This is a genomic window from Coprococcus hominis (ex Arizal et al. 2022), from assembly GCF_040094675.1.
Taxonomy (GTDB): domain Bacteria; phylum Bacillota; class Clostridia; order Lachnospirales; family Lachnospiraceae; genus Coprococcus_C; species Coprococcus_C hominis.
The window spans coordinates 40,615-62,087 of the sequence record NZ_JBBNHG010000031.1 but is presented as its reverse complement, the minus strand read 5'-3'; the positions used below and the strand labels follow the sequence as shown (position 1 = coordinate 62,087).

General features: G+C 44.0%; 18 protein-coding genes. All 18 read right to left on the bottom strand.

What is annotated here, in order from left to right; translation table 11 throughout:
* Window positions 1-21 precede the first annotated feature (21 nt).
* The gene (locus AAAT93_RS05880) at window positions 22-1,140 is read right to left on the bottom strand and encodes an FtsW/RodA/SpoVE family cell cycle protein (protein ID WP_021985506.1); all 1,119 of its coding nucleotides are present in this window, start codon (window positions 1,138-1,140) and stop codon (window positions 22-24) included.
* Window positions 1,109-1,918 (bottom strand): septum site-determining protein MinD, encoded by an 810-nt coding sequence (gene minD / locus AAAT93_RS05875; protein WP_021985505.1) that lies wholly within the window; start codon window positions 1,916-1,918, stop codon window positions 1,109-1,111. Before minD ends, AAAT93_RS05880 begins: the two co-directional genes overlap by 32 nt.
* Before the next feature lie 15 nt (window positions 1,919-1,933).
* The gene (locus AAAT93_RS05870; RefSeq protein WP_182439202.1) at window positions 1,934-2,401 is read right to left on the bottom strand and encodes a septum site-determining protein MinC; all 468 of its coding nucleotides are present in this window, start codon (window positions 2,399-2,401) and stop codon (window positions 1,934-1,936) included.
* A 32-nt stretch (window positions 2,402-2,433) separates the two neighbouring features.
* On the bottom strand, window positions 2,434-5,274 hold the full coding sequence (locus AAAT93_RS05865; RefSeq protein WP_227572801.1) for a penicillin-binding transpeptidase domain-containing protein: 2,841 nt from the start codon (window positions 5,272-5,274) through the stop codon (window positions 2,434-2,436).
* A 3-nt stretch (window positions 5,275-5,277) separates the two neighbouring features.
* A complete protein-coding gene (gene mreD, locus AAAT93_RS05860) occupies window positions 5,278-5,784 on the bottom strand; it encodes a rod shape-determining protein MreD (protein ID WP_021985502.1) in 507 nt (168 codons plus the stop codon).
* A gap of 25 nt (window positions 5,785-5,809) precedes the next feature.
* Entirely contained in the window at window positions 5,810-6,664 is an 855-nt protein-coding gene (gene mreC, locus AAAT93_RS05855) for a rod shape-determining protein MreC (protein WP_021985501.1), read from the bottom strand.
* The gene (gene radC, locus AAAT93_RS05850) at window positions 6,661-7,389 is read right to left on the bottom strand and encodes a RadC family protein (RefSeq protein ID WP_117780908.1); all 729 of its coding nucleotides are present in this window, start codon (window positions 7,387-7,389) and stop codon (window positions 6,661-6,663) included. The genes mreC and radC overlap by 4 nt, the downstream gene beginning before the upstream one ends.
* 8 nt (window positions 7,390-7,397) lie before the next feature.
* On the bottom strand, window positions 7,398-8,690 hold the full coding sequence (locus tag AAAT93_RS05845) for an aminotransferase class I/II-fold pyridoxal phosphate-dependent enzyme (protein ID WP_021985499.1): 1,293 nt from the start codon (window positions 8,688-8,690) through the stop codon (window positions 7,398-7,400).
* Window positions 8,691-8,720: 30 nt separating this feature from the next.
* Window positions 8,721-9,677 (bottom strand): tRNA (adenosine(37)-N6)-dimethylallyltransferase MiaA, encoded by a 957-nt coding sequence (gene miaA, locus AAAT93_RS05840; protein WP_118734127.1) that lies wholly within the window; start codon window positions 9,675-9,677, stop codon window positions 8,721-8,723.
* A 45-nt stretch (window positions 9,678-9,722) separates the two neighbouring features.
* Window positions 9,723-11,813: a DNA mismatch repair endonuclease MutL gene (gene mutL, locus AAAT93_RS05835; RefSeq protein WP_195540678.1), complete on the bottom strand. Its 2,091-nt coding sequence runs from the start codon at window positions 11,811-11,813 to the stop codon at window positions 9,723-9,725.
* Between the two features lie 42 nt (window positions 11,814-11,855).
* Window positions 11,856-14,480 carry a DNA mismatch repair protein MutS gene (gene mutS / locus AAAT93_RS05830; protein ID WP_196020151.1) on the bottom strand — a complete coding sequence of 875 codons (2,625 nt, stop codon included), beginning with the start codon at window positions 14,478-14,480 and terminating at the stop codon, window positions 11,856-11,858.
* Between the two features lie 23 nt (window positions 14,481-14,503).
* Window positions 14,504-15,958 carry a tRNA (N6-isopentenyl adenosine(37)-C2)-methylthiotransferase MiaB gene (gene miaB / locus AAAT93_RS05825; RefSeq protein WP_021985495.1) on the bottom strand — a complete coding sequence of 485 codons (1,455 nt, stop codon included), beginning with the start codon at window positions 15,956-15,958 and terminating at the stop codon, window positions 14,504-14,506.
* A 170-nt stretch (window positions 15,959-16,128) separates the two neighbouring features.
* Window positions 16,129-16,422, bottom strand: coding sequence for a LysM peptidoglycan-binding domain-containing protein (locus tag AAAT93_RS05820; protein WP_021985494.1), 294 nt, complete (start codon window positions 16,420-16,422; stop codon window positions 16,129-16,131).
* Window positions 16,423-16,603: 181 nt separating this feature from the next.
* Window positions 16,604-17,266: a hypothetical protein gene (locus AAAT93_RS05815; protein ID WP_227572800.1), complete on the bottom strand. Its 663-nt coding sequence runs from the start codon at window positions 17,264-17,266 to the stop codon at window positions 16,604-16,606.
* Window positions 17,267-17,270: 4 nt separating this feature from the next.
* Entirely contained in the window at window positions 17,271-17,756 is a 486-nt protein-coding gene (locus AAAT93_RS05810; RefSeq protein WP_227572799.1) for a hypothetical protein, read from the bottom strand.
* A gap of 81 nt (window positions 17,757-17,837) precedes the next feature.
* Window positions 17,838-19,799, bottom strand: a complete 1,962-nt coding sequence (locus AAAT93_RS05805; protein WP_227572798.1) for an NAD(+) synthase — start codon at window positions 19,797-19,799, stop codon at window positions 17,838-17,840.
* Between the two features lie 3 nt (window positions 19,800-19,802).
* Complete coding sequence (locus AAAT93_RS05800; protein ID WP_227572797.1) at window positions 19,803-20,339, bottom strand: Holliday junction resolvase RecU; 537 nt, start codon at window positions 20,337-20,339, stop codon at window positions 19,803-19,805.
* Between the two features lie 79 nt (window positions 20,340-20,418).
* Window positions 20,419-21,465, bottom strand: coding sequence for an RluA family pseudouridine synthase (locus AAAT93_RS05795; RefSeq protein ID WP_227572796.1), 1,047 nt, complete (start codon window positions 21,463-21,465; stop codon window positions 20,419-20,421).
* Window positions 21,466-21,473: the final 8 nt, after the last annotated feature.

The following is a 21,473-nucleotide window of genomic DNA, read 5'->3' as shown; positions in this document are numbered from 1 at the left end:
TAAGTAACATTATAGTCTTCCCTAGTAGCTTGTTTTTTGCATACTGACATTTAGCACGACTCCGATTCCAATCGAGATACTGATCAGGGAACTGAGCCCATAGCTGATAAACGGAAGCGGTAGTCCGGTGTTTGGTATAACACCGGTTGCAACACCGACATTGATGAATGTCTGGTATGCGATCAGACAGCCCATTCCGGCTGCAATCAGCATGCCTTTTGTATCTTTTGCATTTCTCGCTACATGGATACATTGTAACACTATTAACAGTAGAATTGCAATAATTATTACACTTCCAACGAAACCAAGTTCTTCGCCGATGACAGAAAAAATGAAGTCTGTCTGCTGCTCCGAAATGAAATTTGCATCCTTTACTGTGGCGATGGTTGAAGTGTTTAAGCCTTTTCCGGTAAGCTGTCCGGAACCGATTGCCATAACGGAGTTATTCTGCTGTGTATAGTCGGAGCCGTACTGCCCTGGATAGATAAACTGCAGGATTCGGTTCACCTGATAATCACGCAGCAAGTGTTGGTTTGGTCTCTGAATATACCACAGAAAGCTTCCTGCAAGTGGAACAAATACCAGCAGTGCAATTCCGATGATTTTATAGCTTAATCCAGACAGATATAACATTGTGACAAGAACCATAGCCAGACACAGAGTCGTGGACAGATCCGGTTCTACTGCGATCAGTGCCAGGGATAATCCAATCAGAAGCACAAACAGGCAAAGTCCTTTAAGTGTATTGATTTTATTATCTTCTTTCAGTTTATCCAGAAAGGTTGCAGTAAATAAGATCATAAGGATCTTGGAAAATTCGGATGGCTGGAACTGGATACCTCCGCTTCCGCCAATCATGATCCATCGTTTTGCGTAATTGACTTCCACACCAAAAAAGATAACGGAAAGTAATATAACCGCGTTAATGATGAAAAACACACGGTAAAACCGGCACACAAAGTCGTAATTTAATAGAGAGACAAAAATCATAATGATAACGCCAAGCCCAATACCGATGGTCTGTTTGGGCGTGAATGAACTGTCTGCACTGTTGATCATGACAACGCCACAGATCATGGCAATGATGACGGTAATCAGTAATTTGAAATTATAGTCTCTGAGACTGAATCTTGTGAACATCTTTATCCTTCTTCTTTAACCAGCCGAACAAGCGGCTCCTTTTTTCTTCTTTTGCGAGATCCTGCCCGCAGATCCGCATGGCAATGTGGTCGTAGGCACGTCCTGCAACACAGTTTTTTGTTGCAATCGGTGTTCCACGGTTACTTGCGATGACGATATTCTCATCGTCGTAGACGCTTCCGATATGGTTGACCCCAAGGATTTCTACAACGTCTTCTACAGACATCATCTCGCCCCGCTTGACCATATCCTGTCGTACTCGGTTTACTACAAGGTCAATCCGTGGTATCTCGTTTGCATTTAAGATTCCAATGATGCGGTCAGCATCCCGGATAGCAGAAACCTCTGGTGTGGTCACGACGATCGCACGTTTTGCAGCAGCAATAGCATTTTTAAATCCCTGTTCGATGCCTGCCGGACAATCGATAATTATGTAATCATAATCTGGCTTGAGCTGATTGATGAGTTTGATCATCTGCTCTGGAGAGACGGCGCTTTTGTCGCGCGTCTGGGCTGCCGGGAGCAGAGATAGCGTATCACACTGCTTGTCACGAATGATTGCCTGTTGATGGCGGCAATTTCCTTCTACGACATCGACCAGATTATAAACAATTCTGTTTTCAAGCCCCATGACAACATCCAGATTCCGAAGTCCGATATCGGTATCAATCAGCAGAACTTCAAATCCATGTCTGGCAAGGGCGTATCCTATATTTGCGGTTGTCGTAGTCTTTCCGACACCGCCTTTTCCTGATGTAACAACGATCACTTCACTCATGATAAATCCTCCAGTCTATTTCAGGCTATATACGAACGTATCAGGTTTCCCTTTGCACCCGGAGGTTGCAGCACCGTGGAGTGCTCCGATGATAATGATATTGCCCTCGGATTCAACGCTGGCACCTGATTCCACATCTCCGACAATCACGATGCTGGCGGCTGCCTGTATGGATTGTCCGTTCTTTAAGTTGCCTATATAAAATAGACCGTTTTTATCGGAGTAAATTGATTTCTTCTTAGGCTTTTCGATGGAACGCGGTCTGCGTCCGATGCGAATGCCTTTGTCGTTTAGTGTATCGATGATTTGCTGTTTTTCGTCCTCTGTCAGATCCTTACCTTCAAAGGTAACGGTAATCGGTTTGATGTTCGCATAATATCTTCCGGTTGTTTGAAGCTTATCAGAAAGACAGGTAACCACCTGACTTATGGTAGCATCCGGCGATATAATCAGTCGAATCCCCGCTTTGTTACCTTTCATCATAACGGGACTAATCATACTCCACCTCTCTTTGACTAATCTTGGGACGGCGTTGCGTTGCCGCTCATTTCGGCACCAACTAATTTATCTGGATCATACATGTATGCATAGATGAATCCAGCCAATTCTCTGGCATTGGCGGAGGAATAACCATTTTGGATAACACAGGTTACGGATACTTCCGGACTTTCATATGGTGCGTAGGATACAAATAACGCGTGATCCGGCTTGTCTTCACTCTCCTGCGCGGTTCCGGTTTTTCCGGCGACATGAACATTGATCCGGTTGATCAATTCGTCGGAACCAGCCGAATACGCAACCACGTTTCGCATACCCTGATGGACGGCGTCCCACGTGGAGCTGGCAAGCTGCACCTGATTTTTCACTTCTGCATGATTGTCCAAAATGACATTTCCCTCGTAGTCGGTTACTTTATCGATCAATGTGAGGTTATAACAGGTTCCGCTGTTGGCAATGGTTGTCACATAGCGGGATAACTGGACGGGTGCATAGATGTTTTTTGCCTGTCCAATGGCGCTTCGAACGGAGTCGTTATCAGAGATATGCGGCTCGATTTCCGGAAGCTCCAGACCAGATTTGTCTCCAAGGCCGAACAGCTCTGCGTATTTCTGAATCCGTTCAACACCGTAGGCATCGTTATAGGAGCCATCTTTAATCGCCAGATCATATCCGAGGTTGTAAAAGAACAGGTTGCAGGAATGCTGAATACCACCCACGACATTCAATCCTCCGTGTGCACTGTTGCCCCAACATTTTGGAGACGGTGTGATCTTTTCAAAAAGTCCGTTACAGAAGTAAATCGATCCGGTGTCAATTACTCCCTCCGTGAGTCCTGCAATCGCAACAAGCGGTTTGTAGGTGGAACCTGGCGCGGTACGCTGCTGGCTGGCACGGTTGTATAGAGGCGTTGTCTTATCGGCTAACAGCTGATTATAATAAGCGGTATCTACTTCGTTGGTCAGATAGTTGTTATCGTAGCTTGGATAGCTGACATATGCTTTGACATCTCCAGTGTTGACGTCAGTCACAATCGCTGAACCGGAACAGATATCCAGTGCCAGCATGGCAGGCGTAATCTCCTGATTCTGGATCTTTTTACGCATAAAGTCATAGGCACCGTAATTTCCAGCGAGGTATTCCTGATACTCGGTGTCACCGTCGACGTTCAAAATTCCCTGATCATACAGAAGCTGTACAACTGCATCTCCGGTTATCATTCCGGATTGTAGCATAACTTTGATCACGAGTTTGTCGAATTCACTGTCTGTACTTAAATATTCAATAATATAATCGCATAATGCGTTATAAATCTCGTCATTATCATAATAATCGCTTTCAACCTTCAAAGCAGACAGGTCGATCGCCTCCTGGCTGATTGCATATTTCAGATAATGTTCCAGAGACGTTACATTGTTTGTATAATCGATAAACTCCTGATCGTCTTTGTCAATCATGGAGGTATGGAAAATATTGTTGTCGCTCAAAACCTCACAGATATATTCCATGTAATGCTGATAGTTTTCATCCAGCTCAGAAAGCGGCGTGAAGGTAGATGTCAAAATAGTATACAGATTGTCAAGGGTTGCCTGTCTCTGGGCATCGATTGCCTGAATCGTTGCTTTTTCAGTATCCGTTGCATCTTCTGCGCGCATATCATCCTGTGACAGGATGTTGTTATTAAACAATCCAAAATAAACATCAGAGATCGCGATGCTGGCATTTTCCTTGGCAATTACGTTATAGGCGGGTGTCAGATACGATAAAATGATCGAGGTAATCTCATCTTCCAGCGTATCATAACAGTATTTCTGCAGATTTAAATCCAGAGTCAGATAGACATCGTTTCCGGCTGTTGCGGGTTTGGATTCAACAGTGTCAATAACTTTACCAAGGTTATCGACATACATCGTCTCAAGGCCATTTGTACCGCGCAGATAGGACTCACAATACTGCTCAATACCGGTTTTTCCGATCATTTCTTCGTTTGTATACTGCTCCTCATCTGAAAGCTCTGCATTTTTTTCTTTCATTTCCTCATCGGAAATGGCACCGATATAGCCGATGACATGGGCGAAATATTTGGCGTCGTTGTAGCGGCGCAGGGATTTGACGGAGACAGACATGCCCGGAAGCTCATCTGCATGCTCTGTAATCGCTGCATTGCTTGTCTCACTGATGTCATAAGCGATGGTAACCGGAACATACTGCTGATAGCGGTTCATCCACAACTTGTAACGTACGCCGACAATCTTTAAATCTGCTTCTTTGCTATAAGAATCTGAAACATCAAATACTTTGGTATTCAGATATTCCATGATATCGTCCGCAGTTGCATTTTTCTGTTCGTCAGGCATGGAATCATAATCGGTTTTTGCATAGACATCCTTCAGGAAATTTTTCAACTGCTGGTCTTTGACTGTAAACTGGAAGTTCCCATTTGCATCGAGCTTGATCGGGAAATCCAATGTCAGGGAGTCGCCGTTTTTCTCTAATATGGAGATTGTCTCGTCGACAATCTGGTTTTTCAATTCATTCTCGCTGATCTTCAGGTTCTTTGCCATCGTTGTCTGTGCGTTGTCATTACTGAAAACAACCGAGTAAGAAAGCTCATTGTAGGCGAGCAGGTTTCCATTGCAGTCGTAAATATTTCCACGCACGGAATCGATCGTTAAAGTCTTCTTTGACTTGTAGACGAAATTCTCCATATGCTCTTCTCCCTCTTTGATCTGCAACACAAAAAGCTGATGTACCAGAATCGAGAAAAGTACAAGGACGACAACTGTAACCGGAAACAGACGGCTTTTTACATAGTCGACAATAATCTCTTTAATTGATTGTAATATCTCACGTAACATAGATTACTCATCTTCCTTTAAACGTTTGTTGATCTTTACATAGAGCTTGTAAATGATCACCGTTAACAAAGCGGTACATAAAATCTCCGGCAGAATCACATGCAGAAGGTATACACCGTAATTCGTTTTATTCTTTAATAAGAAACTGACAATATAGATAATCGTGTTAAACAGAAAATCATCCACAATAATTACGATCAAAGGCAGTAATACATCTTCAATCATGTAGTTTTTGTGAAAGAAACCGTTAATATAACCAATAAACATGTATAAAAGCATATAGGGTCCAAGGATGCTGGAGAAAAATATATCCACCAGCAGACCGCTGCATGCACCGACCAGCAGACCTTCTTTTCTGCCGCGCATCAGTCCAAAGGACATTGTGAGGATCAGAAGAAGATTCGGTGTGATCACACTTAAACTGTGAAATCCAAACACCGTCGATTGTAATACAAAATTTATGACAATCAGAATTGCCAAAGTTATGATTCGTTTCAGTTTATGTTTCATAATTTGCTGCTTCCCTTACATTTGCTTACTCGTGGGAGACGGTCTTTTTTTCTGCCGTAATGACAAGCACATCTGTGATGTTTGAAAAATCAACTGCGGGTGTAATATAGGCAGTCATTGTCAGGTTGTTTGTGTCATAAGAGGTCTTTGCCACATAGCCGATGATCAGACCGGAATGATACAGGTCTGAAATCGGCGAGGTTACAACCTTATCTCCGATTGATACATTGGCGTCCTTATCAATATTTTCAACAAGCAGATAACCGCTATCATAGAGGTTCAGATCTCCCTCGACAGTACAGAGTGCATTTGCAGGCATGACCTTCGCACTGATATTGGAATTGTCATCGATGACTGCACGCACTTTGGCGTAATCATCAAAGCATTCCGTGATGATGCCTGCGACGCCATCGCCACACAAGACATTAGCACCCTTAAAAAGTCCCTGTTTGGTTCCCTTGTCAATATAGAATGTAGAAAACCACGAAGTGGAATCTTTTGCAAATACATGGGCAGCCGTCATCTCATAATCCGGATAGGATTCATCCAGATTATACAGATCCCGCAATTCCTGCAGTTCCAGCATTTTATTCTGATAGTTTGTGATCTCCTGCTTACAGGATGCAAGCTCTGCTTGCAGAGCTTCGTTTTCGTCGGTCAGTGTTTTGATTTCGTTCAGATTCTTCATTTTTGAATCCGTCCACAGACCGATCTCATTGATTCCTTTCTGAATTGGCGTGATCAGCTTGCTTGTAAAGCGCCTGATGCCTGCGACCTTTGGTGCAGCTGCATATGACAATACGATCAGCACGATGCCGATAATCGTAAATGTAAGTAACAGATATTTTGGATGGATATCTTTTCTTCGATCAAATCTCATAAAATGCCTCTTTCCAGCATACTTAAATAATGATCTCCAGCGACGATGATATGGTCAGATACCTGAATTCCAAGCAACTGCCCTGCATCGCGGATGCGAAGCGTCGATTGGATGTCTGCCTCACTTGGTGTAACGCGACCGGATGGGTGGTTATGTACCAGCACGATATGCACTGCCTCATAGCGCAGCGCGTGAATAAATATCTCGCGTGGTGACAGGTAAGTCTGATTGACCGTGCCAGAGGATAACTCCACTTCCTTGATTAAAGTATGCGCATTTGTAAGTAACAATAAAAAAGTTTTTTCAACGGATAAAAATCTGCACTTCTCCCTATAATACGCTCCAATTGTGTCAGGAGTATGAAATTCCAGTTTTTTTTGCAATTGTTCGAGATTCATCCGTTTGGATATCTCTGCCAGTGCAAGTAGCTGGATGGCTTTGACCTTCCCGATACCAGGGATTTTCGTCAGCTCCTGTGGCAGCAAAAACTGCAATCCAAGTAATCCTTTTTGCGTATCGTGTGCATTTAATACCTGATTTGCCAGATCCAGCACGCTGGCCTCTTTGGTGCCGGTTCGCATGATCAGGGATAACAGTTCCGCATCCGAAAGTGCGGAAACACCATACCGCTCTGCCTTTTCGTAAGGGCGTTCGCAGACAGCTAAATCTTTGACTAATATATGCATAAGCACTCCTTCCACCTCTCCGGGTGCGAGGCTTATCATCGCCTAGTCTAACATACTACAAGTCCTTTTTCTACCATTTTTTCAAGGGACATCATGATACCAAACTTTGCATGGGGATAGGTCAGTCCACCCTGAAAATATACGGCATATGGCTCTTTCATTGGAGCATCGGCAGAAAGTTCAATGGATGCACCGGATACAAATGCACCGGCAGCCATAATGACCTGACTGTCGTAACCTGGCATATCCCATGGGATTGGAGTTACAAAGCTGTCAACCGGTGCAGCCGCCTGAATTCCTTCACAGAATGCCTGGATATATTCCGGTTTTCCAAATTCTACTGCCTGAATGATATCATAACGAGGTTCTGTGGCATTCGGAACAGATTTAAAATGCAGGCGTTCATAGACATTAGCGGCAAAGATGGCGCCTTTTAATGCAGCTGCAGTTACAGTTGGTGCTAAAAACAGTCCCTGTGCGATTGGACGGGTTGCGTTCAAAGATGCACCGACTTCCTTTCCAAGTCCTGGTGTTGTAAGACGGTACGCGCAGTTTTCAATATATTCTTTCTTACCGCAGATATATCCGCCGATTGGAGCAAGTCCGCCACCCGGATTCTTAATCAGGGAACCGACAACCATATCTGCACCGACATCGGATGGCTCAATTGTCTCAACGAATTCGCCGTAGCAGTTATCAACCATACAGATCACGTCTGGCTTGATGGATTTCACAAATGCAATCAGTTCACCAATCTGTTCGACTGAAAGGGTTGGACGTACATCGTATCCCTTGGAACGCTGAATCTCGATCAGCTTTGTCTTCTCGTTGATGTTTTTCTTAATGTTATCATAGTCAAAACTGCCATCTGGCAATAAATCAACTTTGCGGAATGTAATGCCGAATTCGGCAAGAGATCCCTTGGACTCCCTGATGCCGATAACTCCCTCTAAAGTATCATACACTTTTCCGACCGGGGACAAGATTTCATCGCCCGGACGCAAATTCGCGGACAGGGCAATGGATAGTGCATGGGTACCACAGGTAATCTGCTGACGTACCAATGCGTCCTCGGTGTGAAATACATGGGCGTAAATCTCTTCGACTGCTTCTCTTCCGCGGTCGTTGTAGCCGTATCCGGTCGTACCATTCAAATGGGACTCTGAAAATCCAGCTTTCTGCATAGCAGAGATTACCTTAATCTGGTTTTGTTCTGCAATGCGGTCGATCTCCTGAAATCTTGGAAGCAATGCCTGTTCGGTTGCTTCGCAGAAATCGTAGACCGATTCCTTGATGCCAAGACTTAAATAATAGTTTTTAATTTCATCGGTTGCACTCATAATATTCTCCTGTAATTGATCATTGCAAAATTATCGTATATTTTTCTCTGCAAGATGCGTCATGATTGCATCTTCCAGCTTCTGGTCTGCGTTTAAGATATCCTTGTCGAGCCAGATTACGTCCCGTTCCCGCCGAAACCAGGTAAGCTGACGCTTTGCAAAGTGTCTGGTGTCGCGTTTTAATATCCGGATGGCTTCTGGAAGATCGTATTCGCCGTTCAGATATCCAAGGATTTCTTTATATCCAATCCCCTGCATGCTTGTATCCTCTGTGGTTAAATGGTAGGTGTCGACTAAAGAACGAACTTCTTCCACAAGCCCGGAGGCAAGCATTTCGTCAATGCGCTGCTCGATTGTCTCATACAAGGCTGCACGGTTTCTTGTCAGCACAAAATATGCAAAGTTAAATGGAGACGTCTTCTCACGCTCTGTTTCGTTATGTGTCGAAAATTTCTTTCCGGTCTGATGGAAATATTCCAATGCACGAATCACACGTTGCCGGTTATTGGCATGGATTGCTGCGGCAGATTCCGGATCACATTCTACAAGCATCGTGTGCAGATAATCGTTTCCCTTTTCGTCTCCAAGGGCTTCCAACTCTTTTCGGTAGCCATCCTCGGTTTCTTCATCAAAGGAAATATCATATAAAAGAGCTTGAATATAAAATCCCGTTCCTCCAGTGATGATCGGGATATGTCCGCGCTCATAGATACCAGCCATCGCTTCTTCTGCATATTTCTTGAATTCCATAACATTAAAACTGTCCTTTGGTTCTAAGATATCAATCAGATGATGCGGGATGCCCTGCATTTCTTCTGGCAGGATCTTCGCTGAACCGATATCAAAATGTTTGTACACCTGAATGGAATCGGCGGATACGATCTCTCCGCCTACATCGTTTGCAAGCTTTAAGGAAAGCGCTGTCTTTCCGACTGCGGTTGGACCGGTCAGTATAATTAAATTGTTCTTTTTTTCTGTATTTGTCATAATTGATGTAGGTATTGTTTCATTTTGTGTGTTCGTCCGCAGGGATTATGAAACGATACGGTGGAATTTCTTTTCCAGTTCGGTCTTACTCATAGAGATGATGGTTGGTCTGCCGTGTGGACACGTATATGGGTTTTCCAGACTGAGCAGCTTGTCAACCAAGGCATCAATTTCCTGAAAGGATAACTTCATATTTCCCTTTACTGCCGCTTTACATGCCATAGTAGATAATTTCTTGACAAAAATATCATTCGACATGTAACCGGAATTCTGAATCAGGGAGCCGACAAACTCTAAGAACATATCCCGTCCATGTAGACCAAAAAGGTTGGATGGAATTGCGTTGATCTTGAATTCATTGCCGCCAAATTCCTCGATATCATAGCCAATTTTCATAAACAAATCAAAGTTATCTAAGATTGCCTGCCGCTCTGCATAGGTAACGGTAATTACCATAGGCGGTAAGAGCTGCTGGGAAAACACCTGTTTATTTTTGAGGTTTTCCATCAGTTCTTCGTATTTTACCTTCTCATGTGCGGCATGCTGATCCATGATATAAAGATTGTCATTGTATTCAATCAGCCAGTATGTCTCAAATACCTGACCGATCACACGGTGCGAAAGCCGCGCTTTTTCCGTCAGAAAATCATCGTCAAAGAGCGTTTCCTGCTTGCCAACTGTGTATTTGTAGGCTGCTGAATTTTTGTCCATCTTAGACAGATCCAGCTTGTTGGATGGTTCCGCTGGCTGGACCTGTGTTGGCTCAGAATTGTCTGGCTGAGACGTTGTACTATTCTGTTGCACAGTCTGAGACGCGGTTGCTGCGTAATTGTCCTGCCGTACTGCCTGAGCTGAAGAAGTTGATTTGTTCGGCTGCGGTGCTTGTGCAGATGGTGCATATACAACGCCATCGTCGGCAACCATATCAGCGATGTTCGGGAGTGGTGTCCCATTCTTGGCAGCTTCCTGCTCTTCTGCTTTCCGAAGAGATTCCAGAATCTTGTAAGTCGGACTGTAACTTCCGGCACGGACGTTTTTCTGTGGAATCGTCTGTGACTGTGCTCGTCTCACCTCAAAAGGCTCTGCTGGTTTTTGCTCCGGGTGGGAAATCACAGGGGAGACAATTGGTTTTTCTCCCTCTTTCGGTATGATCTCCTTGTGGGTCAGAGCCAACTTTACGGCTGTACAACAGACCTCAAACAGCTTCTTCTCGTTATCGTATTTGAATTCCATTTTGGTCGGATGGACGTTGACATCGCATTTTTCCTGTGGCAGATCCAGATACAGCACGGTAAATGGAAATTTGTGTTGCATCACAAAGGTACGGTAGCCTTCTTCAATCGCGCGGTTTACGACGTTGCTTTTAATGTACCGGTGATTGATAAAATAATTTTCAAGTCCACGGTTTCCTCTTGCAATAAAAGGCTTGCCGATAAATCCAGACAGATGAATATCACCGTCAGTGTAATCAATTGGAATCAGATTGGCAGTGATGTCTCTGCCATATAACTGATAGATCGTATCCTTTAACTTTCCGTTTCCGGAAGTATCAATACGTGTCTGTCCGTTTGCAATCAGTTTAAAGGATATTTCCGGATGTGACAGTGCAATTCGCGTCAAAAGGTCAAAAATATAGGAACCTTCTGTCATGGCAGACTTCAAAAACTTCTTACGTGCCGGTGTATTGAAAAACAAATTCCGAACAACAATCGTGGTGCCGTTTGGCACACCGACATCTTTGTATTCGATTTCCTTTCCACCGTGGATGACATATTTGATTCCAGTCAGGTCGGTCGCGGTTTTTGTGATCATTTCCGTCTGTGAGACGGCTGCAATCGTAGAAAGTGCCTCACCACGGAAACCAAGCGACAGGATGGAATTTAAGTCTTCCGCATGTTCAATCTTACTTGTTGCATGACGCATATATGCCATGCGCACTTCTTCCTTTGGAATGCCGCAACCGTTATCGGTCACGCGGATAAAGGAAGTTCCGCCGTCCTTAATCTCAACGGTCACTGCGGTGGAGCCAGCATCAATGGCATTTTCCAAAAGCTCCTTTACGACAGAGGATGGACGTTCAATAACTTCGCCGGCTGCAATTTTATCGATGGTCGCTTTATCTAATACTCTAATCATATGTTATGTACCCTCATAGTTGTTCATAAACAATGGCATCGGTTACTGCTGTTTCAGACGTTCCTGTAATTCCTGCAAGTATAACATTGCCTTGATCGGTGTCATATTATTCAGATCCATCGTTTTTAACTCGTTGGCAATCGTCATCTCCACAGGGGAAGAAAACAGAGAAAGCTGTTCATAGTCCGAAGATCTTGTCTCTTTTTTCTTTGGCTGCTCAGAAAGTGCCGGCTTGATGTCGATATCTTTTACCTTCGTTGTGATATCGGAGTCAATCAGCTCATTGCAGATTTCGCGTGCCCGTTTCAAAACTGGTTCTGGCACACCGGCAAGTCTGGCTACCTGTATACCATAACTCCGGTCTGCACCACCCTTGATAATCTTGCGGAGGAACACAATGTCGTCGCCCTCTTCCTGTACAGCAATACAGAAATTATTGACGGAGGAAAGCTTTCCTTCTAATTCTGTCAGCTCATGATAATGCGTTGCAAATAATGTCTTTGCGCCTAATATGTTTGGATCGGCAATGTATTCAACAACTGCCCATGCAATCGAAAGACCGTCGAAAGTGGATGTACCACGTCCGATCTCATCTAAGATAAGAAGGCTGTCTTTCGTTGCGTTGCGTAGGATATTTGCAACTTCATTCATTTCGATCATAAATGTTGATTGTCCGCTTGCGAGGTCGTCCGATGCACCGACACGGGTAAATATCCGGTCACAGAGTCCAATATTCGCCGACTCTGCAGGGACAAAGGAACCAATCTGGGCCATCAGCGTGATCAATGCAGTCTGACGCATATAGGTGGATTTACCTGCCATATTAGGTCCGGTAATGATCGAGATACGGCTTTCGGCATTATTCAGGTAAGTATCATTTTCCACGAAGCTGTCGTTTGCAAGCATTTTCTCAACAACCGGATGTCTGCCGCCTTTGATATCAATCACGCCATCGGTATTTAAGGATGGACGGACATAATTGTTCTTGTCAGCGACATATGCAAGAGAACAAAGGGCGTCTAATTCTGCAATGTATCCAGCCATCTTTTGTACACGGACAAGGGCTGCGGCAAGTTTTTCTCTTAATTCCACATAGCAGTCGTATTCGAGCGCATATAGCTTATCCTCTGCGCCAAGAATCTTGCCAGAAAGAGTATTTAATTCATCTGTCGTAAAACGTTCGGCGTTTACCAGCGTCTGTTTGCGGATGAAATAATCTGGAACTAAGGATTTGAATGAATTTGTCACCTCAAAATAATAGTCAAAGACCTTGTTATATTTGATTTTCAGACCTTTAATTCCTGTTTTTTCCCGTTCTTTTGACTCCAGATCCGCCAGCCATGTCTTACATTCGGTTTTTGCCAGACGCAGCTCGTCAATCTCGTCGCGGTATCCCTGTTTGAAGATACCACCTTCCTTGATAGAAACCGGAGGTTCTTCCACGATTGCCTGTTCGAGCAGATCATACAGATCTTCCAGACTATCGTAATCCTCGTAAATTTCATTGATACGTTCACAAGGAAGCTCACGGAGCAGATTATAAATATCCGGCAGATATTGAATGGATGTCTTGAAAGCGAGTAAATCCCTTGGATTGGCAGTCTTCAGTGCGATTCGTGTCAGTAGACGCTCCAGATCGTAAATCGTATTCAAATATTCGCGCAGTTCTTCCCGAACGATCAGCTCTTTGTTGATCGCTTCGATTGCATCCAGACGTTTTTCAATCGCATCCTTATATAAGAGTGGCTGTTCGACAAATTCACGCAGTTTTCTGGCACCCATTGCAGTTTTTGTCTTATCGAGTACCCAAAGCAGAGAACCACGCTTCTGCTTATCCCGCAAGGTTTCAGTAAGTTCCAGATTCCGTCTGGTTGCGGAATCCAAAATCATAAAGGAATCCACAGAATACGTCTCGATATGGTTGATATGTGACAGGGAACTCATCTGTGTTTCATGCAGATACTGCATCAATGCACCACAGGAAGCAACACAAGCCGGGCTGTCCTTTAACCCGAGTCCCTCGATACTGTTGATGTGAAACTGACGCTTTAATGTTTCTTCGTCTGTTTCTAAGTTAAAATAATAGTCCGGTGCTTCGGTATGAGATACCTGCAACCGCTCACATACGGCGTGAATCTCTTCTACCTGTTCTACGCCAGCCTGATATAATACCTCGGATGGCTGGAATTTATTGATCTCATCAACGACCTTTTCTGCCTGTTGTATCTGGCAGGTCTTAAATACACCAGTTGACAGATCCGTAACGGAGATACCATAGTTTTTCCCAACATAGGAAATACACATCAGGTAATTGTTCTTGGACTCTTCCAGACTTTCGGAAGACAAATTGGTACCCGGTGTTACAATCCGTATGACCTCACGCTTTACAAGTCCTTTGGCAAGCTTGGGATCTTCGACCTGCTCGCCGATTGCTACCTTGTAGCCTTTTTTTACAAGCTGATTGATATAAGTATCTGCTGCATGAAATGGAATCCCACACATCGGTGCCCGCTCTTCCATACCGCAGTCTTTTCCGGTTAGTGTAATTTCAAGTTCCTTGGATGCTAAGATTGCATCATCAAAGAACATCTCATAGAAATCACCGAGACGGTAAAATAAAATACAGTCTTTATATTTTTCTTTAGTTGCAACATATTGCTCCATCATAGGAGATAGCTTTGCCACGCCAATCACCCAATCCTTTCACCCATGAAGTAAAATCCCTTACAGTCTGTCAGCTTTACATCGACAGTCGTTCCGATCATATCGGCAGTTCCCGGAAAATGTACCGTTACATTCTCTTCGGTTCGTCCGGTTACAAGTGATGCATCGTGATGATTTACTTCCTCCACAAGCACAGGCTTTACCTGATCAGCAAACCGCTTGATCTGTGCATTCGAAATCTCGTTGACTAATGTCAGAAGACGGTTAAAACGTTCCTTGATGACATCTTCCGGCACCTGATTATCCATTGTTGCAGCCGGTGTTCCGGTGCGCTTGGAGTAGATAAATGTAAACGCCTGATCATATTTTACTTTACGGATAATATCCAGTGTATCCTCGAAATCTTCTTCTGTCTCACCCGGAAATCCGACGATGATATCGGTTGTCAGGGAGATGTTCGGCATCTTGGCACGAATCCGGTCAACTAACGCAAGGTACTGTTCCTTCGTATAGCGACGGTTCATGCGTGTTAATATGTTAGTGGAACCTGATTGTACAGGCAGATGCAGATGCTTGCAGATCTTCGGCTCTTCTGCCATTACCTCAATCAGCTCATCTGACAGATCTTTCGGATGACTGGTCATGAAGCGTACACGCTTGATGCCGTCAATTTTGCACACTTCCGTAAGCAGCTGTGGAAATGTTACACGATCTTTCTCGTCCACTTCAACAATCTTTCCGTCCTTGTATTCATAGATATTGCCATAGGAATTTACATTCTGACCAAGCAGCATAACTTCGGAAATTCCCTGCTTGGCAAGTGCTTCTACCTCTGCCAGAATCTCTTCTTTCTTGCGGCTCTGTTCACGTCCGCGTACATATGGCACGATACAGTACGTACAGAAATTGTTGCATCCGTACATGATATTGACGCCGGACTTAAATGTATATTTCCGCTTTCTAGGAAGCTGTTCGACGGTCTGTTTTGTCTCATCTAAGACTTCGATTGTCTGCTTGCCTGTCTCTAAATAGCTGTAAATAAGCTCTGCTAATTTGTAGATGTTATGTGTGCCGAAGATAATATTTACGAATTTATACTTCTGTTTCAATGTCTCAATGACATGTGGCTCCTGCATCATGCAGCCACACAGACACACGATCATGTCTTTGTTTTTGTTCTTTAATGTCTTGACGTGGCCGAGATGTCCGTATAATTTCTGATTCGCATTCTCGCGAATCGTACATGTATTAAAGATTACAAAGTCAGCTGCCTCGTCGTCCACTTCTTCATATCCGATCTCATCCATGATGCCTTTGAGCTTCTCTGAGTCGTGGGAATTCATCTGACATCCAAAGGTCTGGATGTTGTAGGTAAGTGGTCGATTCAATGCTGCCTTTTTCTCAAGTACAAGTGTTTTGCACTGGTTCATGAAATAGTATTGTCTATCCGGCTCCATAGTTGGAATTGACACGCTGTTCATTTGTATTTCCTCTTTCTTATATAATTTGTGGGTGTATGTATTCCAATCCCACAATTAAATTATTATATAAGAAATCGGTTTAACTTTCAACCGATATGGCAGGAAATTTGTTGAAAAAAGCCGGAAGGTTTTACGTTCCGGTTTCAAATAAGGTATGGTATGGAATTTATTTATAATGGGGCTGCGTAGTAAGGAATTACCAGCTTGGCTCCACGATAAATCGTATCATCGGTCAGGTTGTTAATAAACTTGACTTCATCGATGTATTCCTGATAACTGTTATATTCTTCGGAATAATGCTCTTCTGCAATTGTCCAGAGTGTTTCGTCTTCATCAATCGTGATGCAGGCATAATATTTCTGATTGGATGTTGCTGCTTCCGGGTTCTGCTTTTTATTGTTGACACCAAATATTATACAAATGATAAGTACAAGACTAAGTCCAAAAATTAATTTATGTTTCATATCTGTTTCCTCCCTGTTGCTGTTTCATCTGATGAACATCTGTTCGATGATTGAATTATACAGAACATCTGTTCTTTTGTCAATACTTTTTTCGAATAAATGTTCGATTTTTCTGGGTAGGGGGGTTGAACAGGTTTATTATAAAAAAAGCGCAGTATAAACTGCGCTTTTCAGGGATTCATTATTTGAATTCAGATAAAGTTGGAATATCGGAAAGAATACCGGTGTATTCTTTTCCTTCGGTATCCGGTTCCGCATCCATGTTGTTTTCTGGTGGTTGATAATGTAATGTATATCCAATAACTAGATCATCAAACCCTTTTTCTTCATAGAATGTATATACATCCTGCAAAGCGCAAAGGCATGCGTTAAGTTCTGTCTCGTTTGTATAATCAGCAACGATTTCGACATTTGTCAGATGCGTTTGGTCATTTTCTGTGATTTCATAGGATAAAATGTTGGATGGAAGCTTATCTGCATACGCGGCAAATACGCAGTCATCGTAATCATCCAACAGCATATTGGTTACGCTTTCCACACCATAGAAGGTGTTATCCAATACATGAAATGTAATGTTGTTTTTCTTATCTTTCACAGTCCATAAAATATCCGTGTATCCATCCTCATCTTTATATTCATGGGGGATTATATCCACAGTAACTCTTCTTATGGATAACGTTTCTTTGGCATATGATTTGATATCGTCCGCGGTATACTCTTTTGTGCAGCCGGTTATGCCCACAACTACAAAAAGCAGGAAACACAAAGTCAGAATATATTGTACAAATTTTAAATGCTGTACATTTTTATTTTCGATTATTTGCTTTGTTCTTAAGATCTTCATATTGCTACTCCTTCATCTGCTGCACTTCACGTTCCCGTTGTTTCTTCCCAATCTGGAATGGGATTTGTGCAAGAATCAGGATAATTGTGCAGCCAATGACCATACGCAAAAAGCCTTTTCCGAGTTCTTTTATTGTACTATCCTGTCCCTCATATTGCAGTTCCTGAATATCAAGTACCTTGCCGTAGGTCTTCTTATCACAGCAAGGACAATGAAATTTCTTTGCATAATGGCTGTAATTTTGCGTATTTACAAAAGCACCGTTTGATATATGGGTACGACTGCTCTTCTTATATTTCACCATAGCCGGGCGTGTAGCCTCTTTTCCGGTTACTTCATATATCGTTCCGCATTTTTCGCATTGTACCTGTACGGTAAGCCCCGCCGCTTTTGCTATGCGTACATTATGAAGTGTGATGATGAAATTCACAACAAGCCAGAGAAATAAGCATCCTCCCATGGCAATAAGTGCAATTGTCTCCAAATCCATATTACAGTTCCTCCCGATCCTTTACTATATATAACACTTCACAACCAGACAAAAGGTTGCATATAGTTTGAAAATAAATTCTTAATCTACAATTTCCTCCAACTGCCGCATCCAGATCTGTACAGATGCATCGCTTGGCATACGCCAGTCGCCACGTGGGGATAAGCATACACTACCGACCTTCACGCCATCCGGCATACAGCTCCGCTTGAACTGCTGGGCGAAGAAACGGCGATAGAACATTTTCATCCATTTTAAGATGGTTGCAGCATCATAGGTTCCTGCAAATGCACGTTTTGCCAGATAGAAGATCTTCTCCGGGCTGTATCCAAAACGCATGACATAGTACAGGAAGAAATCATGCAGCTCGTAAGGACCAACCGAATCTTCGGTCTTTTGCACGATGTTGCCGTGTTCATCCGGAGGAAGAAGCTCCGGGCTGATCGGGGTATCGATGATATCTTTCAGGACTTCGGTACTCTCTGGAAAGATATTACATTCGATCACGCTGGCAATCATCCATTTGACAAGTGTCTTCGGGATGCTGGCATTGACGCCGTACATGCTCATCTGATCGGCGTTATAGGTACACCAGCCAAGGGCAAGCTCTGACAGGTCTCCGGTTCCGACGACGATGGCACCGATTTTATTGGCATAGTCCATCAGCACCTGTGTCCGCTCGCGTGCCTGCACATTCTCATAAGTAATGTCTTTGATCTCCATATCATGTCCGATGTCCGCATAATGTGTAATACATGCATTCTTGATTGGGATTTCCTTGACTGTAATGCCAAGAGTCTGCATCAGGGTTAGGGAATTTTGATATGTGCGATTCGTCGTGCCGAAGGCTGGCATCGTGATTCCGGTCAGATTCGTAGCAGGCAGCCCCATCTTCTTCAAGGTCTGTGCAGCCACAAGCAGTGACAAGGTGGAATCCATACCACCGGACACACCAATCACCATCTTTCCGCCACAGATGGAAAGCCGCTTTGCAAGTCCGCCGATCTGCATATGGAAGATATCCATACAACGCTTCTGGCGTCTCTTTGTATCGCCCGGTGTAAATGGGTGTGGATTGACGCTGCGAAGACTTCCGTCGCTTTCAAAAGCTTCGGATACCGGAATCAGAATCTGATGCATCGAAACCGTGCTGCCGTAGGTGCCGGCACAGTCCTGATAGGTCTTTCCTTTCAGGCGGTCTGCCTGAATCCGTTCGATGTCAATATCTGCGACTAGCAGATAGTTATTTTCAGCAATCTCGCTGTTTTCGGCAAGCATCTTTCCGCCCTCGCAGATCATGCAGTGACCGGAGAAGATCAGGTCGGTTGTACTCTCGTTTGCTCCGGCGCTCGCATAGAGATAGGTGCACATCAGAGAGGTTGATTTCTCTTTTACAAGCTTCTCGCGGTATTCACGCTTTCCAATCGTATCGTTGCTTGCAGAAAGGTTTAAAATCAGCTCTGCCCCGCTCATTGCCATAAATGCAGATGGGGGGATTGGTGCCCATAAGTCCTCGCAGATTTCTGCACCAAAGCAGAACGCATCCGGCAGATGATAGATCAGGTTATTGCCGAGTGGAATAGCATAATCACACTCCTCAGAGCCAAGTAATTCAGAGGCATAGATATGATCTGTTGATAATTCCCGTGCAGAAGAAAACCAGCGTTTCTCATAGAATTCGTTGTAATTCGGAAGAAATGTCTTGACGGTGATGCCGTAGATATGTCCGCGGTATGCGGTCACAGCGACATTATAGAGCGCATTTGCAATCGAAAGCGGCATACCGAATACAACAACCATATCACAATCTGCGGTCGTCTGTACAAAACGGGCAGCTTCTTTTTTGCTTTCTGTAAGCAGTGTCTGCTGCAGGAATAAATCCCCGCAGGTATATCCGGTGACAGACAGCTCCGGGAATGTAATCAGATTGACGCCTTTTTGTTTTGCTTCTTCCACTTTTTGAAGCATCTGGTCGACATTATAAGCAGTATCCGCAACACGCATGTCCGGAACTGCGGCCGCTATACGGTAATATTGATACATCGTTTAATCCTCTCTTTCCTGCAAATCCAGCTGCAGCCCCTTCAGATAATGAATCGGTGCCCCGGATTGTGACTTTATAAAATAGGCGGGATTTAATTCCTCGTACTTAAAATTCTTTGCATGTCCCTGCTCGGTCCGGGCAAGATAGGTTTCTAACTCACACAGCCGCAGGTAGTAAAATTCATTGCGTGCAGTAAACATCACAAGCAAGAAGCTTATGCCCCGCTGCTTCTCAAATTGCCGCATGAAATGAATCTGGTGTTCATGGATATTCCGGAGTGGAAATGTATCTGTCGCGCACTCCTTTGCATCGAAGCAGACCGGAACGCCCTGTACCACCCCGATATAGTCGACGGTGGAATCCTTCTCGAAATAAGCAAGCTTGATCTGCCCGCTTTCCGAATCAATCTTGACAGGCGTGATTGGTGTCGGAATCTTCTGCATGAGCGCTAAGTTTTTCTCTGTATATAATTCATTGGTCAGATTGACGAGTTCCTCTAAGGTGGAACCGCGTAATCCTCTGGAATTCCATGTTGGCATGTTGTTTTGCTTTCTATTTGTTGTGCTATATTATGAAATGTAAATATTTATGGATTTTATCTTCATTGATCCATGATATTTAGTAGTTTGCCGGTAGTTTCAACCCCAGCCCATCCGCTACTTTCTGAAATTCTGCTGGCAAAGGATCTGTGATTTCCGGGATATCCGGTAATACAAGTCTGCCTGCGTGAAGTAACTGATGGTTCAGATGGTATCGCTCGCGAAGCTTCCGGTTTACCGCCGGATTGCCGTATTTCGTATCGCCTGCCATCGGATAGCCGAGTGATTGCAGATGCGCACGGATCTGATGCGATTTTCCGGTGAAAAGCTGTACCTGCAATAAGGTAAAGCCATTTTTTACGCAAAGCGGTGTAAATGCAGTCTCGATCATTGACGCACCGGGACTTTCGAGTTTCTGTATCTTAGACTGATTCTTTTTTGTATCCTTTACGATGTAGGCTTTCTCGTGGATGCGCTGTTTCATCTCTCCGGCTACGATCGTGTAGTAATATTTTTCACAGGTATGTCCCTTTAATATGCGGGCTAACGTCTGACTGCCCTTCAACGAGATTCCGGCGAGGATAATGCCGGAGGTATTCCGGTCTAAGCGGTTGCTGATCGACGGGTGAAACGTCTCTAGCTGTTTCGCGGTTAGAATCCGCATGGAAAGGCAGTAATCAAGAATTGCTTCGTTGATGGAGTAATCATCCTTTTTTGCTTTCTGCGATAAGACACCAACGGGCTTATGCACCGCTAAGATATCCGGATTCTGGTAGAGGATCTGCAGCGTGATTCCCGGCTTCTGTCCGGAGGCCTGTGCTGAACCATCGGAAGTTGCCGAACCTGCGGATTTCACGATATCATGTTGTTTGGAGCCACTATCAAAGTGTGGATTCCCGGTATGTACAACACGAAACTTCTCAATCGTCTCATCCGCCAGAAATACTTTGATCACATCGCCACATTCCAGGATTTCATCACCGGATGCTTTCTTGCCGTTTCTGGTGATGTTTTTCTTTCGGAGCATCTTGTAGATAAAGGAAGAAGGTGCCTGATTCAGGTATTTCATCATGTATTTATTTAAGCGTTGTCCGGATTCTAAATCTGTGATGGTTAGCTCCTGCATACCCGGGT

Coding starts and splice junctions, on each gene's coding strand:
- AAAT93_RS05880 (WP_021985506.1), bottom strand. CDS start 1,140: ATGTTCACAAGATTCAGTCTCAGAGACTATAATTTCAAATTACTGATT.
- minD (WP_021985505.1), bottom strand. CDS start 1,918: ATGAGTGAAGTGATCGTTGTTACATCAGGAAAAGGCGGTGTCGGAAAG.
- AAAT93_RS05870 (WP_182439202.1), bottom strand. CDS start 2,401: ATGATGAAAGGTAACAAAGCGGGGATTCGACTGATTATATCGCCGGAT.
- AAAT93_RS05865 (WP_227572801.1), bottom strand. CDS start 5,274: ATGTTACGTGAGATATTACAATCAATTAAAGAGATTATTGTCGACTAT.
- mreD (WP_021985502.1), bottom strand. CDS start 5,784: ATGAAACATAAACTGAAACGAATCATAACTTTGGCAATTCTGATTGTC.
- mreC (WP_021985501.1), bottom strand. CDS start 6,664: ATGAGATTTGATCGAAGAAAAGATATCCATCCAAAATATCTGTTACTT.
- radC (WP_117780908.1), bottom strand. CDS start 7,389: ATGATAAGCCTCGCACCCGGAGAGGTGGAAGGAGTGCTTATGCATATA.
- AAAT93_RS05845 (WP_021985499.1), bottom strand. CDS start 8,690: ATGAGTGCAACCGATGAAATTAAAAACTATTATTTAAGTCTTGGCATC.
- miaA (WP_118734127.1), bottom strand. CDS start 9,677: ATGACAAATACAGAAAAAAAGAACAATTTAATTATACTGACCGGTCCA.
- mutL (WP_195540678.1), bottom strand. CDS start 11,813: ATGATTAGAGTATTAGATAAAGCGACCATCGATAAAATTGCAGCCGGC.
- mutS (WP_196020151.1), bottom strand. CDS start 14,480: ATGATGGAGCAATATGTTGCAACTAAAGAAAAATATAAAGACTGTATT.
- miaB (WP_021985495.1), bottom strand. CDS start 15,958: ATGAACAGCGTGTCAATTCCAACTATGGAGCCGGATAGACAATACTAT.
- AAAT93_RS05820 (WP_021985494.1), bottom strand. CDS start 16,422: ATGAAACATAAATTAATTTTTGGACTTAGTCTTGTACTTATCATTTGT.
- AAAT93_RS05815 (WP_227572800.1), bottom strand. CDS start 17,266: ATGAAGATCTTAAGAACAAAGCAAATAATCGAAAATAAAAATGTACAG.
- AAAT93_RS05810 (WP_227572799.1), bottom strand. CDS start 17,756: ATGGATTTGGAGACAATTGCACTTATTGCCATGGGAGGATGCTTATTT.
- AAAT93_RS05805 (WP_227572798.1), bottom strand. CDS start 19,799: ATGTATCAATATTACCGTATAGCGGCCGCAGTTCCGGACATGCGTGTT.
- AAAT93_RS05800 (WP_227572797.1), bottom strand. CDS start 20,339: ATGCCAACATGGAATTCCAGAGGATTACGCGGTTCCACCTTAGAGGAA.
- AAAT93_RS05795 (WP_227572796.1), bottom strand. CDS start 21,465: ATGCAGGAGCTAACCATCACAGATTTAGAATCCGGACAACGCTTAAAT.